This is a genomic window from Pseudoalteromonas sp. 13-15 (genome assembly GCF_001468205.2).
Lineage (GTDB): Bacteria > Pseudomonadota > Gammaproteobacteria > Enterobacterales > Alteromonadaceae > Pseudoalteromonas > Pseudoalteromonas marina.
Genome location: NZ_CP019162.1, coordinates 2,479,014 through 2,492,490, shown reverse-complemented (window position 1 = coordinate 2,492,490; position 13,477 = coordinate 2,479,014). Strand labels below are relative to the sequence as shown.

Here is a 13,477-nt window from a genome sequence, read left to right as displayed (position 1 = left end):
GCTTACTTATCCTTACACAGCGGGAAACCAAGCGCTTCGCGTGCATCGTAATAACTTTGTGCACACGCTTTTGATAACGCACGAACACGTAAAATATAACGCTGACGTTCTGTTACCGATATAGCATGGCGCGCGTCTAATAGGTTAAATGCATGCGATGCTTTCATCACTTGCTCGTAGGCAGGAAGTGGTAAATTTGCTTCTATTAACTTTTGGCTCTCAGCTTCACACTTATCAAACTGCGCAAACAAGTCTTCTACGTTTGCATGTTCAAAGTTGTAAGTAGATTGCTCTACTTCATTTTGATGAAATACATCGCCGTATGTTACACGCCCTAGTGGACCGTCTGCCCATACTAGGTCGTAAATGCTATCTACGCCTTGAATATACATCGCTAAACGCTCTAGGCCGTAAGTAATTTCACCTGTTACTGGTGAGCACTCTAATCCGCCTACTTGTTGGAAGTAGGTAAATTGCGTTACCTCCATACCGTTTAACCAAATTTCCCACCCTAAGCCCCATGCGCCAAGCGTTGGTGATTCCCAGTTATCTTCTACAAAGCGTACTTCGTGAGTTAGGGTATCAATACCCATTGCTTCTAGTGAGCCTAAGTAAAGCTCTTGAATGTTATCTGGTGATGGCTTTAAGACTACCTGAAATTGGTAGTAATGTTGTAAGCGGTTTGGGTTTTCACCATAGCGGCCATCCGTAGGACGGCGACACGGTTGTACGTATGCGCTAGACATTGGCTCAGGGCCAATTGATTTCAAAAATGTTTGCGGGTGAAATGTCCCAGCGCCCACTTCCATATCAAGTGGTTGAATAATGACACAGCCTTGCTGTGCCCAATAATCCTGTAAAGCCAGGATCAAACCTTGGAAGGTTTTTACGTCGTATTTTTGCATATTTGGCTTTTTACTATCTAAGAAGTAGCGTGAAAATTATCCTTAGTATACCGTGTGTACACTCAGGTTTTAAGCAGTTTGTGTATTTGTAGAAAATAAAAAAGGAGCCCTTAGGCTCCTTTTTATTATCTAAATATGTTTTTACACGTCTAAGTTAACTACGCGTAGTGCGTTAGTTTCAATAAAGTCACGACGTGGCTCTACCTGATCGCCCATAAGCGTAGCAAATAACTGATCCGCGCCTACAGCATCTTCAATTGTTACTTGTAACATACGGCGTGCGCCTGGATCCATGGTAGTTTCCCAAAGTTGATCTGGGTTCATCTCACCCAACCCTTTGTAGCGTTGGATATAGATCCCGCGCTTAGATTCAGTGATCAACCATTCCAAAGCATCCACAAAGTTATCAACAGGTTTTGTTTTCTCACCGCGTTGAATATAAGCACCTTCTGTAATGATGTTTGCAATGTTAACACCAGTCACAGCAATACGTTGGTAGTCACGCGATGTGATGAAGTCGTAGCTTAGTACGTGAGACTTATCTACACCGTGTTGACGAATATTCACAACAGGATAATACAAGTTACGCTCTGCATCATACTGAGTTGCAGCGTTGAAAATAGTTGCATCTTCGTCACGGTCAACTAAATCGTCAACAAGCTCTTTTGTCCACGCAATTACTTTAGCTTCGTCTGCAAGGTCTTCTTTTGTTAATTCGCTTTGGTAGATTAAACGTTCCATTACCGTGTTAGGGTATTTACGTTTTAAGCGCTCGATTACTTTAACTGTATTTTGGTAATCGTGAACTATATTCTCTAATGCTTCACCTTCAAGCGCAGATGCGTCTGCGCTTGTGTATAAAGCTGCATTATTAAGTGCAAGCGATGTTAAGTACTCAACAAGTGCTGGGTCATCTTTAATATAGCGCTCTTGCTTACCTTTTTTCACTTTATAAAGTGGTGGTTGAGCAATATATATATATCCGCGCTCTACAATTTCCGGCATTTGACGATAGAAGAATGTAAGCAATAAAGTACGAATATGAGAACCATCCACGTCCGCATCGGTCATGATGATAATACGGTGATAACGTAGTTTTTCAGGGTTATATTCGTCACGGCCAATACCACAACCTAATGCAGTAATTAGTGTTGCAACTTCTTGAGAAGACAGCATTTTATCAAAACGTGCTTTTTCTACGTTTAGAATTTTACCTTTAAGCGGAAGAATCGCCTGATTCTTACGGTTACGACCCTGCTTGGCTGAACCGCCAGCAGAGTCCCCTTCCACTATGTAAAGTTCTGATTGTGCAGGATCTTTTTCCTGACAATCGGCTAATTTACCCGGTAAACCTGCAAGATCCATTGCGCCTTTACGACGTGTCATTTCACGCGCTTTACGTGCCGCTTCACGCGCACGTGATGCATCTATAATTTTCCCAACAACAATTTTTGCATCTACTGGGTTTTCTAATAAAAACTCAGTGAACTTCTCAGCCATTGCTTGTTCTACGGCAGACTTAACTTCGCTAGATACTAGCTTGTCTTTTGTTTGCGAAGAGAACTTAGGATCAGGAACTTTAACACTAATTACAGCTGTCAAACCTTCACGCGCATCGTCACCGGTTGCGTTACTGGTTGTTTTTGCTTTCTTGTTAAAGCCTTCTTTTTCCATAAAGTTATTAAGTGTACGTGTTAGCGCAGATCTAAAACCGGCTAAGTGAGTACCACCATCACGTTGTGGAATGTTATTTGTAAAACAGTAAATGTTTTCTTGGTATGCGTCATTCCATTGCATTGATACTTCAACGCTAATTCCGTCTTCTACACGCTCATGTGTAAAGTGGAAAACGCCTTTATGAATAGGTGTTTTGTTACGGTTAATGTATTCAACAAATGCCTGAATACCACCTTCGTATTTAAAGTGGTCGCTTTTATTTTCTTCACGCTCATCATTTAAAATGATACTAACGCCCGAGTTAAGGAACGACAGTTCACGTAGGCGTTTTGCTAAAATATCGTAATGAAAATCTAAATTAGTGAATGTTTCTGCACTTGGCCAAAAACGTAGTTCTGTACCCGTTGTTTCAGAATCTCCAATAACAGCAAGTGGTGCATCTGGCACACCCATAGTATAAAACTGCTCATGAAGTTTACCTTCTCGACGCACGGTTAGTTTTAATTTTTCTGAAAGTGCGTTTACAACCGAAACACCCACACCATGCAAGCCGCCTGATACTTTATAAGAGTTATCATCAAACTTACCACCAGCGTGAAGTACCGTCATGATTACTTCGGCAGCCGAAACGCCTTCTTCTTCATGGATAGACACTGGGATACCACGGCCATTATCTCTAACCGATACAGAGCCATCTAAGTGAATCGTTACAAAAATATCATCACAATGACCAGCAAGGGCTTCGTCTATTGAGTTATCAACGACCTCAAACACCATGTGGTGTAAGCCTGTGCCATCATCGGTGTCCCCTATATACATCCCAGGACGCTTTCTTACTGCGTCTAATCCTTTAAGTACTTTAATACTCGACGAGTCATAATTCTCAGACATGGTTAATCCCACTTATCTTGTTATTAGGTTGCCATGTTTCACGTGGAACATTTTTAGTTCTCGTTGCATGGGTTCCACCACAGCAGAAATACTCTCAGATAAAATTGAAGAGATAAATATTTGAGAACTGCAGTGAGACAATAGTTGTCCAACTTTCTCTTTTGTATCTTCGCCTAACTCTGAGGGTAAATCATCTATTAGCAATATAGATTGCTTATCGGTCTCTGACTCAATTAAGCTATTTTGCGTTACTTTTAACGCATACAATAATAACTTTAACTGCCCGCGTGAGAACGTATTCTCTACACTGTTGCCAGCGACACTGAAACTAAAGTCGGCCTTATGTGGGCCTTTACTTGTAAATCCTTGGCGAGCATCTCGCTCAAAGTTTTGCTCTAACGCATCTGCAAGAGATTCATTCTCTTTCCAGCCTGCATTAAACGTCATTTCTAAATCGCGTATAAGCGTTAATTCTGAGCACATTTTATCAAAAAATTGCTGCTTAAACCTACTTATATACGCCAATCTTAATTTATTTATTTCTTCAGCCAGTCTAACAAATTCTTTGTCCCAAAACTTAATTTGGTCAAAATAATTCTTAGGCTTAGATTTTAGTAAAGCATTACGCTGTTTTAATACTTTATTAAACGATTGCCACAAGTAAAAAAACTCATGTTCCACGTGGAACAAACCTAAGTCTAAAAACTTTCTACGCTCTTTTGGCCCACCAAAAAATAAGGAATAGCTCTCAGGCGTAATAATTTGAACAGGCATAAGCTGTGCAAGCTCAGATATTTTTCGGCTCGCTTTTCCCTGAATCTTTAAATTTGTTTCACCTAAACGCGTTTTGCTAATACCAATAGGAATTGATAAATCATGCACCGTCTTTCGGCCATGAATTACAAATTGCTCTTGCTGGTGTGCAATAATGCTTTTGTGCTTTGGTGTTCTAAAAGACTTGCCGTGAGAAAGGTAATAAATAGCTTCTAAAAGGCTGGTTTTTCCGCTGCCATTTTCACCATATATAATGTTTACGCCATTAACAGGTTCTAGCGTCAGCGCCTCAATATTACGAAAATATTTGAGGCTCAAATGACTTAAGCTCATTATATGTTTGTGATCTTATAAACGCATAGGCATAACAACATACATTGCTTCATCATCACCAGCGCCTTCTATTAGTGCACTGCTGTTTGAGTCTGCTAACGTAAACTGTACATCTTCAGTTTTTAATGTGTTTAATACATCCAAAACATATGAAACATTAAAACCAATTTCTAACTCATCACCTTGATAATTTACTTCAACAACCTCTTCAGCTTGTTCTTGCTCTGGGTTATTGGCAGTAATTTTTAATAAACCATTTGATAAGTTTAAGCGTACACCACGAAACTTCTCATTTGATAAAATAGATACACGCTGAAAAGCATTTCGTAACCATTCACGGTTGGCAATAATTGTTTTATCACCGCCTCGTGGAAGTACACGACGGTAATCAGGAAAACGACCATCAACTAGTTTACTGGTAAACGTAAACTCAATGTCAATAATGCGAATGTGGTTAGCACCGAATTGAATAGTAACTAGCTCATCGTCGGCAACCATAAGGCGCATGATTTCTTGCACACCTTTACGTGGAATAATTAATTGGCGTTGAGTATTAAGTGATTGAGTAAGCTTTTTCTGTGCAATCGCCAAGCGGTGTCCGTCGGTAGCCACCGTTTTAATATCGCTATTATCAACTTCAAACGACATACCGTTTAAGTAATAACGTACATCTTGGTTTGCCATTGAAAAGTGCGTGCTTTCAAGTAATTTACGAAGCTCTAAACGCGTTAGTTGAAATTCAACTTCACCATCCCATTCTTCTAAATTGGGGAAGTCAGCCGCTGATAACGTTGTAAGTGAAAAACGACTTTTACCACTCGTTAATAACAACTGGTGGTCTTGTAAGCTTAACGTAATGTCTGAACCTTCAGGTAGACTTTTACAAATATCGAGTAACTTTTTAGCAGGTAAAGTTAATTTTGTATCGGCAATATCATCACCAACAAAAACACCAGACACTAATTCGATTTCAAGGTCAGTCCCTGTCATCGAAAGCTGTCCGTTTTCTACTACTAACAAAACGTTAGATAAAATTGGTAACGTATGCTTACGCTCAATTGCGCCCGATACTTGAACCAATGGCTTTAAAAATTGTTGTCTTGATATTGTTATTTGCATAAAAAAGTCAGCCCTAAGATGACAATGTTCTTATTAAATTTTGATAATCTTCTTTAATTTCGTGACTTTCATCACGTAACGATTTTATTTTACGACACGCATGTAAAACCGTTGTATGGTCACGACCACCAAACGCGTCTCCAATCTCAGGTAAACTGTGATTGGTTAATTCTTTAGACAGCGCCATAGCAACCTGACGTGGCCTTGCTATTGAGCGGCTTCGGCGTTTAGAAAGTAAATCCGAGACACGAATTCGATAATATTCAGCCACTGTACGCTGTATATTATCAATTGTGACGAGCTTATCTTGCAGCGCCAATAAGTCACGCAGTGCTTCTTTTACAAAGTCGATAGAAATAGGACGTCCAGTGAAGTTTGCATTTGCAATTACACGGTTAAGTGCGCCTTCAAGTTCACGTACATTTGAACGTAATTTTTTTGCAATGAAAAAAGCCACTTCATGAGGTAAATTTATTTTACTCTGCTGCGCCTTTTTCATCAAAATAGCGACACGTGTTTCAAGCTCTGGTGGCTCAATAGCAATTGTTAATCCCCAACCAAAACGAGACTTAAGCCTGTCTTCTACCCCTTCAATTTCTTTAGGGTAACGGTCAGAAGTTAAAATAATTTGTTGATTACCTTCAAGCAACGCATTAAAAGTATGAAAAAACTCTTCTTGAGAACGTTCTTTATTGGCAAAAAATTGAATGTCATCAATCATTAATGCATCAACACTACGGTAATAACGTTTAAATTCTTCTATTGCATTATTTTGTAGTGCTTTAACCATATCTTGTACAAAACGCTCTGAATGCATATACACAATTTTAGCATCAGGCTTATTTGCCATAATGCCATTACCTACAGCATGGAGTAAGTGCGTTTTACCTAAGCCCGTACCACCGTATATAAATACAGGGTTAAATGCAGAGCCAGGGTTATCGGCAACTTGAGTTGCAGCCGCTTTTGCTAATTGGTTAGATTTACCCTCAACAAAACTATCAAAGGTGTAGTTTTCTTTAATGTTTGATTTATATCCCGATTTAGGTGCGGGTTCAACAACCGGTTTTTGCTCACGCGGCTGTTGCTTTGCTGATGCTTGAATACTAGGTGCAGGCTGTGCTTCTGTAGCAGGTGCAACCTGTGTATTTAAAAGTGGTTTGCTACCTACATCAAAACGAAGTTCCGGTGCTTCGTCACCACAAATCTCCACGAGTAGTTCGTTAATGCGGTTAAGGTATTTTTCTCTCACCCAATCAAGCACAAAGCGATTAGGTGCATAAATAGTCAGAGTATCTTCGGTACTTTCTGCTTGAAGTGGTCTTACCCACATACTGAACTGCTGCGAAGGCAATTCATCTTGCAATACATATAAACAACTTTGCCAAACCGACAGATACACAGTTAAACTCCCAGAGATATAATTTTTATTCCCGCACATCAAAAATGGTTAAAAACCATGCATTTATTGCGTTTAAATAGCCAAATAAGCGGCCCAAGACCAAGTATTATGAAGGCACTTTATCCACAAGTAAAAGGCTGATTTTTATAAAATTATGTATAATGACATGAAAAAAAGCTAACGCCTTGATTTAATTAAATTTTTAATTATTAGCCTGATAACAGATCATAACAAAATAACACCAAGATCGCGAACCAATTTTACGATCCAATTTACTTTTCCCCCGCTTTTATTCACTTTTTATACAAGGGCTGTGGAAAACTTCTTATTTATGATGATCCTACTAGATCGCGCTTTACGATCACTAACTGCCTGCTTAATAAACACGGTGCTTAACGCGTAATTATGATTGACTTTAGGTCGTTTCATCTATAATATCTCGCGCTCGCAATGGCACCTGTGCCAGGATCGCGACCTGCATAGGATGTTTTAACTTTAACCGATCGGATGAGATTGTTATGAAAAGAACTTTTCAACCTAGCGTTTTAAAACGCAAACGTGCACACGGTTTCCGTGCTCGCATGGCAACTGTAAATGGCCGTAAAGTATTAGCACGTCGCCGCGCTAAAGGCCGCAAAGTTCTTTCTGCTTAATTTATAAGTGGAAGACTTTAGCTTTGGCAGGGAGTTACGTCTGTTAACTCCCTCGCATTACTCTCGTATATTTAACGAACCCGCTCGGGCTGCAACTCCTTACTTTACTCTATTAGCTAAACCCAATGACCAAGAAAAACCTAGGTTAGGACTTACTGTTGCTAAAAAACGTGTAAAAAAGGCATGCCAACGAAACCGTATTAAACGTCTTGCTCGCGAAAGTTTTCGTTTAAATCAACACAACATCGATAACATTGATATTGTGCTTATGGTTAAAAATGGCATTGACGAGCAGTCTAATGAAGAATTAACCAAGCAACTGACCAAGTTATGGCGAAAAATCAACGAACGCTGTAAACCAGGTGCGCCTAAGCCTCCACCCTTTAAGAAACGCCCAAACAAATCAGCTAAATCTAATAAACAAACCCAATAGCAATAGAATTACAGGGTTAATTAATGTATCTTTAGCTCACCTTTTAATCATGCATTTAAAATTTCCAATAGAGCCTTTAAATACATGATATCTATCTCACTAAATTTAACTAGGGGCATAAACATCATGAGGTTACTCAAACCACTTGTTGCTTTACCGACATTATGTTTAGTGTTATTGATCCGCGGTTATCAAAAGTGGATTAGCCCGCTATTAGGTCCGCATTGTCGTTTTAATCCAAGCTGCTCACATTACGCAATTCAAGCAATTAAATTGCATGGATTGATAAAAGGAAGTTGGTTAGCATTAAAACGCATATTAAAATGCCATCCTTTACATTCAGGTGGTGATGACCCAGTACCTGAAAAAATAACCCATATTAACCACCAACACGAGAAATAAGAGCTGTTATGGAATCGCAACGCACGTTTTTATTCATTGGCCTAATGCTAGTGTCGTTTTTATTGTTCCAAGAATGGAATAATGATTATAACCAGCCAAAAGTCGATCCAAGTGCCACAACACAAACGCAACAAGCAAGTTCAACTGAATCGGATGATTTTATACCTTCATCGTCAGACTCTGGCTTACCGGCTTCAACAACATTAGCTAAACGTTCTGTTATAGAAATAACAACAGATGTGTTTAAAGTTAAAATCGACACCAAAGGTGGTGATATTGTTGAATCGGACTTACTTCAATACGAAGAAGTGAAAGGCGAAGAAACACCTTTCATGCTGCTGGGTGAATTTGAGGGTAATCAATACTTTTCACAAAGTGGTTTGATTGGTTTAAATGGCCCAGACGCATCTGCAAACGGTCGCCCTACTTACCACAGCGAACAAACGTCTTATACCTTAACAGGTGATGAGTTACGCGTACCGTTACAGTTTACTGATAGCAACGGTGTTAGCTTTACCAAAACGTATGTATTTAAAAAAGGTCAGTATGATGTTGGCTTAGAATACACAGTAAACAATACAACCAGTGCCCCTATCCAAGTGCAGCTTTACACACAGGTTAAACGCACAGTACAGGAAAAAGGCAGCTTAGTTGATCAAAACTATTTAGGTGCAGCTTACGGTACAGACGAAGAACCGTACGAAAAGTATAGCTTTTCTGACATGGCCGACAAAAACCTAAATGAAAGCACGCAAGGTGGTTACATTGCATTTATTCAACATTACTTTGTAAGTGCGTGGGTACCAAAGCAAGACCAAACCAACACCCTTTATAGCTTAATTACAAGCAGTAACGCCGCTATCATTGGTACAAAAGCAGAACCAGTTAATGTTCAAGCCGGTTCAGAGCAAACCATTACTTCTATTTACTACATGGGCCCTAAAGAGTCTGATGTATTAGAAGCGCTTCACCCAGATTTAGACCTAACTGTAGACTACGGCTGGTTATGGTTTATTTCACAGCCACTATTTGTATTACTAAAATGGCTTTACAGTATTCTTGGTAACTGGGGTTTAGCAATTATTGCTATCACTATTATTGTTAAATCATTGATGTACCCGCTAACTAAAGCGCAATATACGTCAATGGCTAAAATGCGTGCCCTTCAACCAAAAATGGCAGCTCTTAAAGAAAAATATGGTGATGACCGTCAAAAATTCGGTCAAGCTACTATGGAAATGTACAAAAAAGAGAAAGTAAACCCAATGGGTGGTTGTTTCCCTATTTTGCTACAAATGCCTATTTTCTTAGCGTTGTTTTATGTATTTTTAGAATCAACAGAACTTCGCCATGCTGAGTTTATGCTTTGGTTAACTGATTTATCAGCACAAGACCCATACTACGTATTACCAATTTTATTTGGTGCAAGTATGTTTATAACTCAAAAGCTTCAACCTATGACGGTTACCGATCCAATGCAGCAAAAAATGATGACCTTTATGCCGGTTATCTTCTCTGTATTCTTCTTATGGTTCCCATCAGGCTTAGTACTTTACTGGTTAGTATCTAACCTTATTTCAATCGCGCAAATGCTTTATATTTATCGCGGTATGGAAAAGAAAGGAATAAAAGTAAGAGGCTAACTTAGCCCTACTTATTATAAAGGCGACTTAGGTCGCCTTTTTTATTGCCCATTTTTTATCAGAGCATTCGCGAGTGGTAATTTCATAGGTTACAATAGCGCCATAACGTACACATTGTTGGTAAATTAAATAGCATGATCAATCAAGACACAATTGCAGCACAAGCTACCGCACCTGGGCGTGGTGGTGTTGGTATTATTCGGGTTTCTGGCAACCTTGCCAAAAGCGTTGCTGAACAAGTTATTGGTAAAATACCAAAAGTGAGATACGCCGATTATGTACCATTTAAAAACTTAAATGGCGATCAGCTTGACCAAGGTATTGCCATTTATTTTGCCGGACCTAACTCATTTACTGGTGAAGATGTACTTGAGTTGCAAGGCCATGGCGGCCCTGTTGTGCTTGATATGCTACTTAAAGAAATTAGTAAAATAGAAGGCGTACGCTTAGCAAAACCAGGTGAGTTTTCAGAGCGTGCATTTATGAACGACAAGCTTGATTTAACCCAAGCAGAAGCAATTAGTGACCTAATTAATGCCACTAGTGAACAAGCAGCTAAAAGCGCCTTACAATCACTTCAAGGTGAGTTTTCTAAACACATTGAAACACTGGTTGAAAAAGTAATTCATCTTCGTATGTACGTAGAAGCAGCAATCGACTTTCCAGATGAAGAAATAGACTTTTTATCAGATGGCAAAGTATCGGGCGATCTAAACGCAATTATAAACCAATTAAACACCGTAACTGACCAAGCTAAACAGGGAAGCATAATGCGCGAAGGTATGCGTGTTGTGATTGCAGGTCGTCCTAACGCGGGTAAATCAAGCTTACTAAATGCCCTAGCAGGCAGAGAAGCAGCAATCGTAACCGAAATAGCAGGTACCACCCGCGACGTACTGCGCGAACACATCCATATTGATGGCATGCCACTGCATATTATCGATACCGCAGGTCTTCGTGAAAGCCCTGACCGCGTAGAGCAAATAGGTATCGAGCGCGCATGGGATGAAATAAACCAAGCCGACCGCGTTTTATTTATGCTTGATGGCACCGATACTGTAGACACCGACCCACATAAAATTTGGCCAGAATTTATGGCAAAATTACCAAAAGGTATGGGGGTTACAGTGATCAGAAACAAAGCCGATTTGTCGGGTGATGTTGTAGGCTTGGATGAAAACCAACAATACCCGGTCATAAGTTTAAGTGCTAAAAACGCTGAAGGTATAGAGCTCGTTCGTGAACATTTGAAGGCCTGTATAGGTTTTGACGGCGCAACAGAAGGTGGCTTTATGGCTCGTCGCCGTCATTTAGACGCTTTAGAAAGCGCAGCTTATCATTTAGATACGGGTAAAACGCAGCTTGAAATGCATGTTGCGGGTGAAATTTTGGCCGAAGAGCTGCGCCTAACGCAGCAATTTTTAAACGAAATAACCGGTGAGTTTACTTCAGACGATCTACTTGGAAAAATATTTAGCTCGTTCTGTATTGGTAAATAAAAGACCTAACAATTAAATAATTAAAAATTAAGGGCGTAAAAACGCCCTTTTTTACTGCCTTAATTAAGCCTTCCTATATCAACATATGGATATTTTTTAGATAAGCTGAGTGCTATTTTAGGCTCTCATTTTCACTAAATTAGTATCTTTAGAAGCTTATTAATGACCTACTTTACAAGATATAACCGCCTATTTAAGGTGATATATCTCCCACATACGAATAAGTTAAGCCACTATAATTAACCTTAAAACAAGCTGAAATCACTGTTTTTAATATTTTATTAGCTAAAATTGCAGCCTTAATTGGCTATATATCAAAAAATAAGGCGATCACAAGTGTGTATTGATCGCGCTATCCACCAGCTCAAACATGTAAATGCATGATCGAATATCACAAAAACTTTAAATTTAGTCAGATCAGTTATCCACAATTTCCATTTTTTGGACAAAAATCCAAAATTTTTTAGCTGAAATACACGTTATTAGCTCTATTTTTAGTAAAAAGCGGCCGTTATAAAAACTATTTTGATATTTATTTAATAAGATCATATTTAATTGATCGTTATTTAAAATTATTTTCGATCTAAATAATCGGTTATCAACACCCTTTATATCCACACAATGATCAACATTACTTCTATATTAAACATTCATCATAATTGGACTTACAAAAGCTTAAAATCAATAACTTACAAAATTTTAGCTAAATAGAGTATAAAGTTAAACAGAACTTCCCCCAATCTTATTAACAGTTTGATCAGAAGGTTACATTTGAAGGTATTATTTTACATCTTTATAAATCAACAACTTAAAAAAACTTTAAACAATGATCTAAAAATTAGCCTAAAAATAGTTATCCAAACCCACACTCTTCCCTTTACTGCAGTTTGTACTCGGCTATCATAGGCAGCAATTAAAACTAATGCGATCATAACTAATCATGAGTTCAGTAAATATTATTGTGGGCAGCCAAATGGGATCGGCCGAGTATGTTGCGGAGCAATTAAGCGATGAGCTAAATAACCAAGGTATTACAACCCAACTCCATGATCAGCCAAAATTTAATGAAATAGATCAACACAATACGCTCTGGTTAATATGTACATCTACTTATGGCGCAGGTGATTATCCCGATAATCTTTTAAGCTTTGTAGAACAAGTAGCGCAATCAACTGATTTAAAGCATTTAAAGTTTTCAGTTATTGCATTAGGTGATACCAGCTACGACACATACAACTTAGCAGGGCGCAATATAGAAGTACTACTAAGCAAAAAAGGCGCTATAAAAGTGGCTGAACGCTTAGAATTAAATATATTAGACGAGTCACTCCCTGAAGACACAGCCCTCGCTTGGTTAGACACTTGGGTTACCCAAACAGGTTTAAAATAAAGAGATCAAGTAAAATCTCATATAAAAGTTACTCACAATTTACTAATAATTTAATTAATAATGTGGATAAAGTTTGAATAAACTGCATTTTAAAGCATGCTTATCCATGGGATAAGATCTATCTAATCGCCCCCTGTGCATAAAGTGGCTTTTTGATCAGTGCTTATTTGTGGGATGATCCGATCATATTAACACCTTTAGATCTGATCTAATTTAATGTTTTTAAACAAGATCTAAAGCTTATCAACAGAAAACCCGATCAGTAGTAGTAATAGTATTAAAAGATCTCTTTAAAAGATCCTTTATATTATTAGAGATCACTTACTTAGATCTGAGCACAGTTTAATCATTTATCT

The 13,477-nt window shown here is 38.6% G+C and carries 11 protein-coding genes; 6 read left to right on the top strand and 5 right to left on the bottom strand.

Going from position 1 to position 13,477, the window contains the following annotated elements:
• Window positions 1–2: 2 nt before the first annotated feature.
• From glyQ to dnaA, 5 genes are all read right to left on the bottom strand, one after another.
• Window positions 3–905: a glycine--tRNA ligase subunit alpha gene (gene glyQ / locus ATS72_RS11505; RefSeq protein WP_008130780.1), complete on the bottom strand. Its 903-nt coding sequence runs from the start codon at window positions 903–905 to the stop codon at window positions 3–5.
• 141 nt (window positions 906–1,046) lie between these two features.
• Entirely contained in the window at window positions 1,047–3,473 is a 2,427-nt protein-coding gene (gene gyrB, locus ATS72_RS11500; RefSeq protein WP_058430324.1) for a DNA topoisomerase (ATP-hydrolyzing) subunit B, read from the bottom strand.
• A gap of 12 nt (window positions 3,474–3,485) precedes the next feature.
• Window positions 3,486–4,580: a DNA replication/repair protein RecF gene (recF, locus tag ATS72_RS11495; protein ID WP_008130777.1), complete on the bottom strand. Its 1,095-nt coding sequence runs from the start codon at window positions 4,578–4,580 to the stop codon at window positions 3,486–3,488.
• Between the two features lie 15 nt (window positions 4,581–4,595).
• Complete coding sequence (dnaN, locus tag ATS72_RS11490; RefSeq protein ID WP_006793980.1) at window positions 4,596–5,699, bottom strand: DNA polymerase III subunit beta; 1,104 nt, start codon at window positions 5,697–5,699, stop codon at window positions 4,596–4,598.
• Between the two features lie 13 nt (window positions 5,700–5,712).
• A complete protein-coding gene (gene dnaA / locus ATS72_RS11485) occupies window positions 5,713–7,101 on the bottom strand; it encodes a chromosomal replication initiator protein DnaA (protein WP_006793979.1) in 1,389 nt (462 codons plus the stop codon).
• 518 nt (window positions 7,102–7,619) lie between these two features.
• Between dnaA and rpmH the strand changes: the two genes are divergently transcribed.
• The 6 genes from rpmH (at window position 7,620) to mioC (ending at window position 13,121) form a co-directional block, all read left to right on the top strand.
• The gene (gene rpmH / locus ATS72_RS11480; RefSeq protein WP_004335215.1) at window positions 7,620–7,754 is read left to right on the top strand and encodes a 50S ribosomal protein L34; all 135 of its coding nucleotides are present in this window, start codon (window positions 7,620–7,622) and stop codon (window positions 7,752–7,754) included.
• Between the two features lie 7 nt (window positions 7,755–7,761).
• Window positions 7,762–8,187 carry a ribonuclease P protein component gene (gene rnpA, locus ATS72_RS11475; RefSeq protein WP_006793978.1) on the top strand — a complete coding sequence of 142 codons (426 nt, stop codon included), beginning with the start codon at window positions 7,762–7,764 and terminating at the stop codon, window positions 8,185–8,187.
• Window positions 8,188–8,313: 126 nt separating this feature from the next.
• Complete coding sequence (gene yidD / locus ATS72_RS11470; RefSeq protein ID WP_006793977.1) at window positions 8,314–8,589, top strand: membrane protein insertion efficiency factor YidD; 276 nt, start codon at window positions 8,314–8,316, stop codon at window positions 8,587–8,589.
• Window positions 8,590–8,597: 8 nt separating this feature from the next.
• Window positions 8,598–10,232, top strand: a complete 1,635-nt coding sequence (gene yidC, locus ATS72_RS11465) for a membrane protein insertase YidC (protein ID WP_058430323.1) — start codon at window positions 8,598–8,600, stop codon at window positions 10,230–10,232.
• A gap of 134 nt (window positions 10,233–10,366) precedes the next feature.
• Window positions 10,367–11,731 carry a tRNA uridine-5-carboxymethylaminomethyl(34) synthesis GTPase MnmE gene (gene mnmE / locus ATS72_RS11460; RefSeq protein WP_058430322.1) on the top strand — a complete coding sequence of 455 codons (1,365 nt, stop codon included), beginning with the start codon at window positions 10,367–10,369 and terminating at the stop codon, window positions 11,729–11,731.
• 940 nt (window positions 11,732–12,671) lie between these two features.
• Window positions 12,672–13,121, top strand: coding sequence for an FMN-binding protein MioC (gene mioC, locus ATS72_RS11450; RefSeq protein ID WP_058430320.1), 450 nt, complete (start codon window positions 12,672–12,674; stop codon window positions 13,119–13,121).
• Window positions 13,122–13,477: the final 356 nt, after the last annotated feature.

What these genes read in the sequence shown, in the direction of transcription:
- glyQ (WP_008130780.1), bottom strand. Translation starts at nt 905, where the DNA reads ATGCAAAAATACGACGTAAAAACCTTCCAAGGTTTGATCCTGGCTTTA.
- gyrB (WP_058430324.1), bottom strand. Translation starts at nt 3,473, where the DNA reads ATGTCTGAGAATTATGACTCGTCGAGTATTAAAGTACTTAAAGGATTA.
- recF (WP_008130777.1), bottom strand. Translation starts at nt 4,580, where the DNA reads ATGAGCTTAAGTCATTTGAGCCTCAAATATTTTCGTAATATTGAGGCG.
- dnaN (WP_006793980.1), bottom strand. Translation starts at nt 5,699, where the DNA reads ATGCAAATAACAATATCAAGACAACAATTTTTAAAGCCATTGGTTCAA.
- rpmH (WP_004335215.1), top strand. Translation starts at nt 7,620, where the DNA reads ATGAAAAGAACTTTTCAACCTAGCGTTTTAAAACGCAAACGTGCACAC.
- yidD (WP_006793977.1), top strand. Translation starts at nt 8,314, where the DNA reads ATGAGGTTACTCAAACCACTTGTTGCTTTACCGACATTATGTTTAGTG.
- yidC (WP_058430323.1), top strand. Translation starts at nt 8,598, where the DNA reads ATGGAATCGCAACGCACGTTTTTATTCATTGGCCTAATGCTAGTGTCG.
- mnmE (WP_058430322.1), top strand. Translation starts at nt 10,367, where the DNA reads ATGATCAATCAAGACACAATTGCAGCACAAGCTACCGCACCTGGGCGT.
- mioC (WP_058430320.1), top strand. Translation starts at nt 12,672, where the DNA reads ATGAGTTCAGTAAATATTATTGTGGGCAGCCAAATGGGATCGGCCGAG.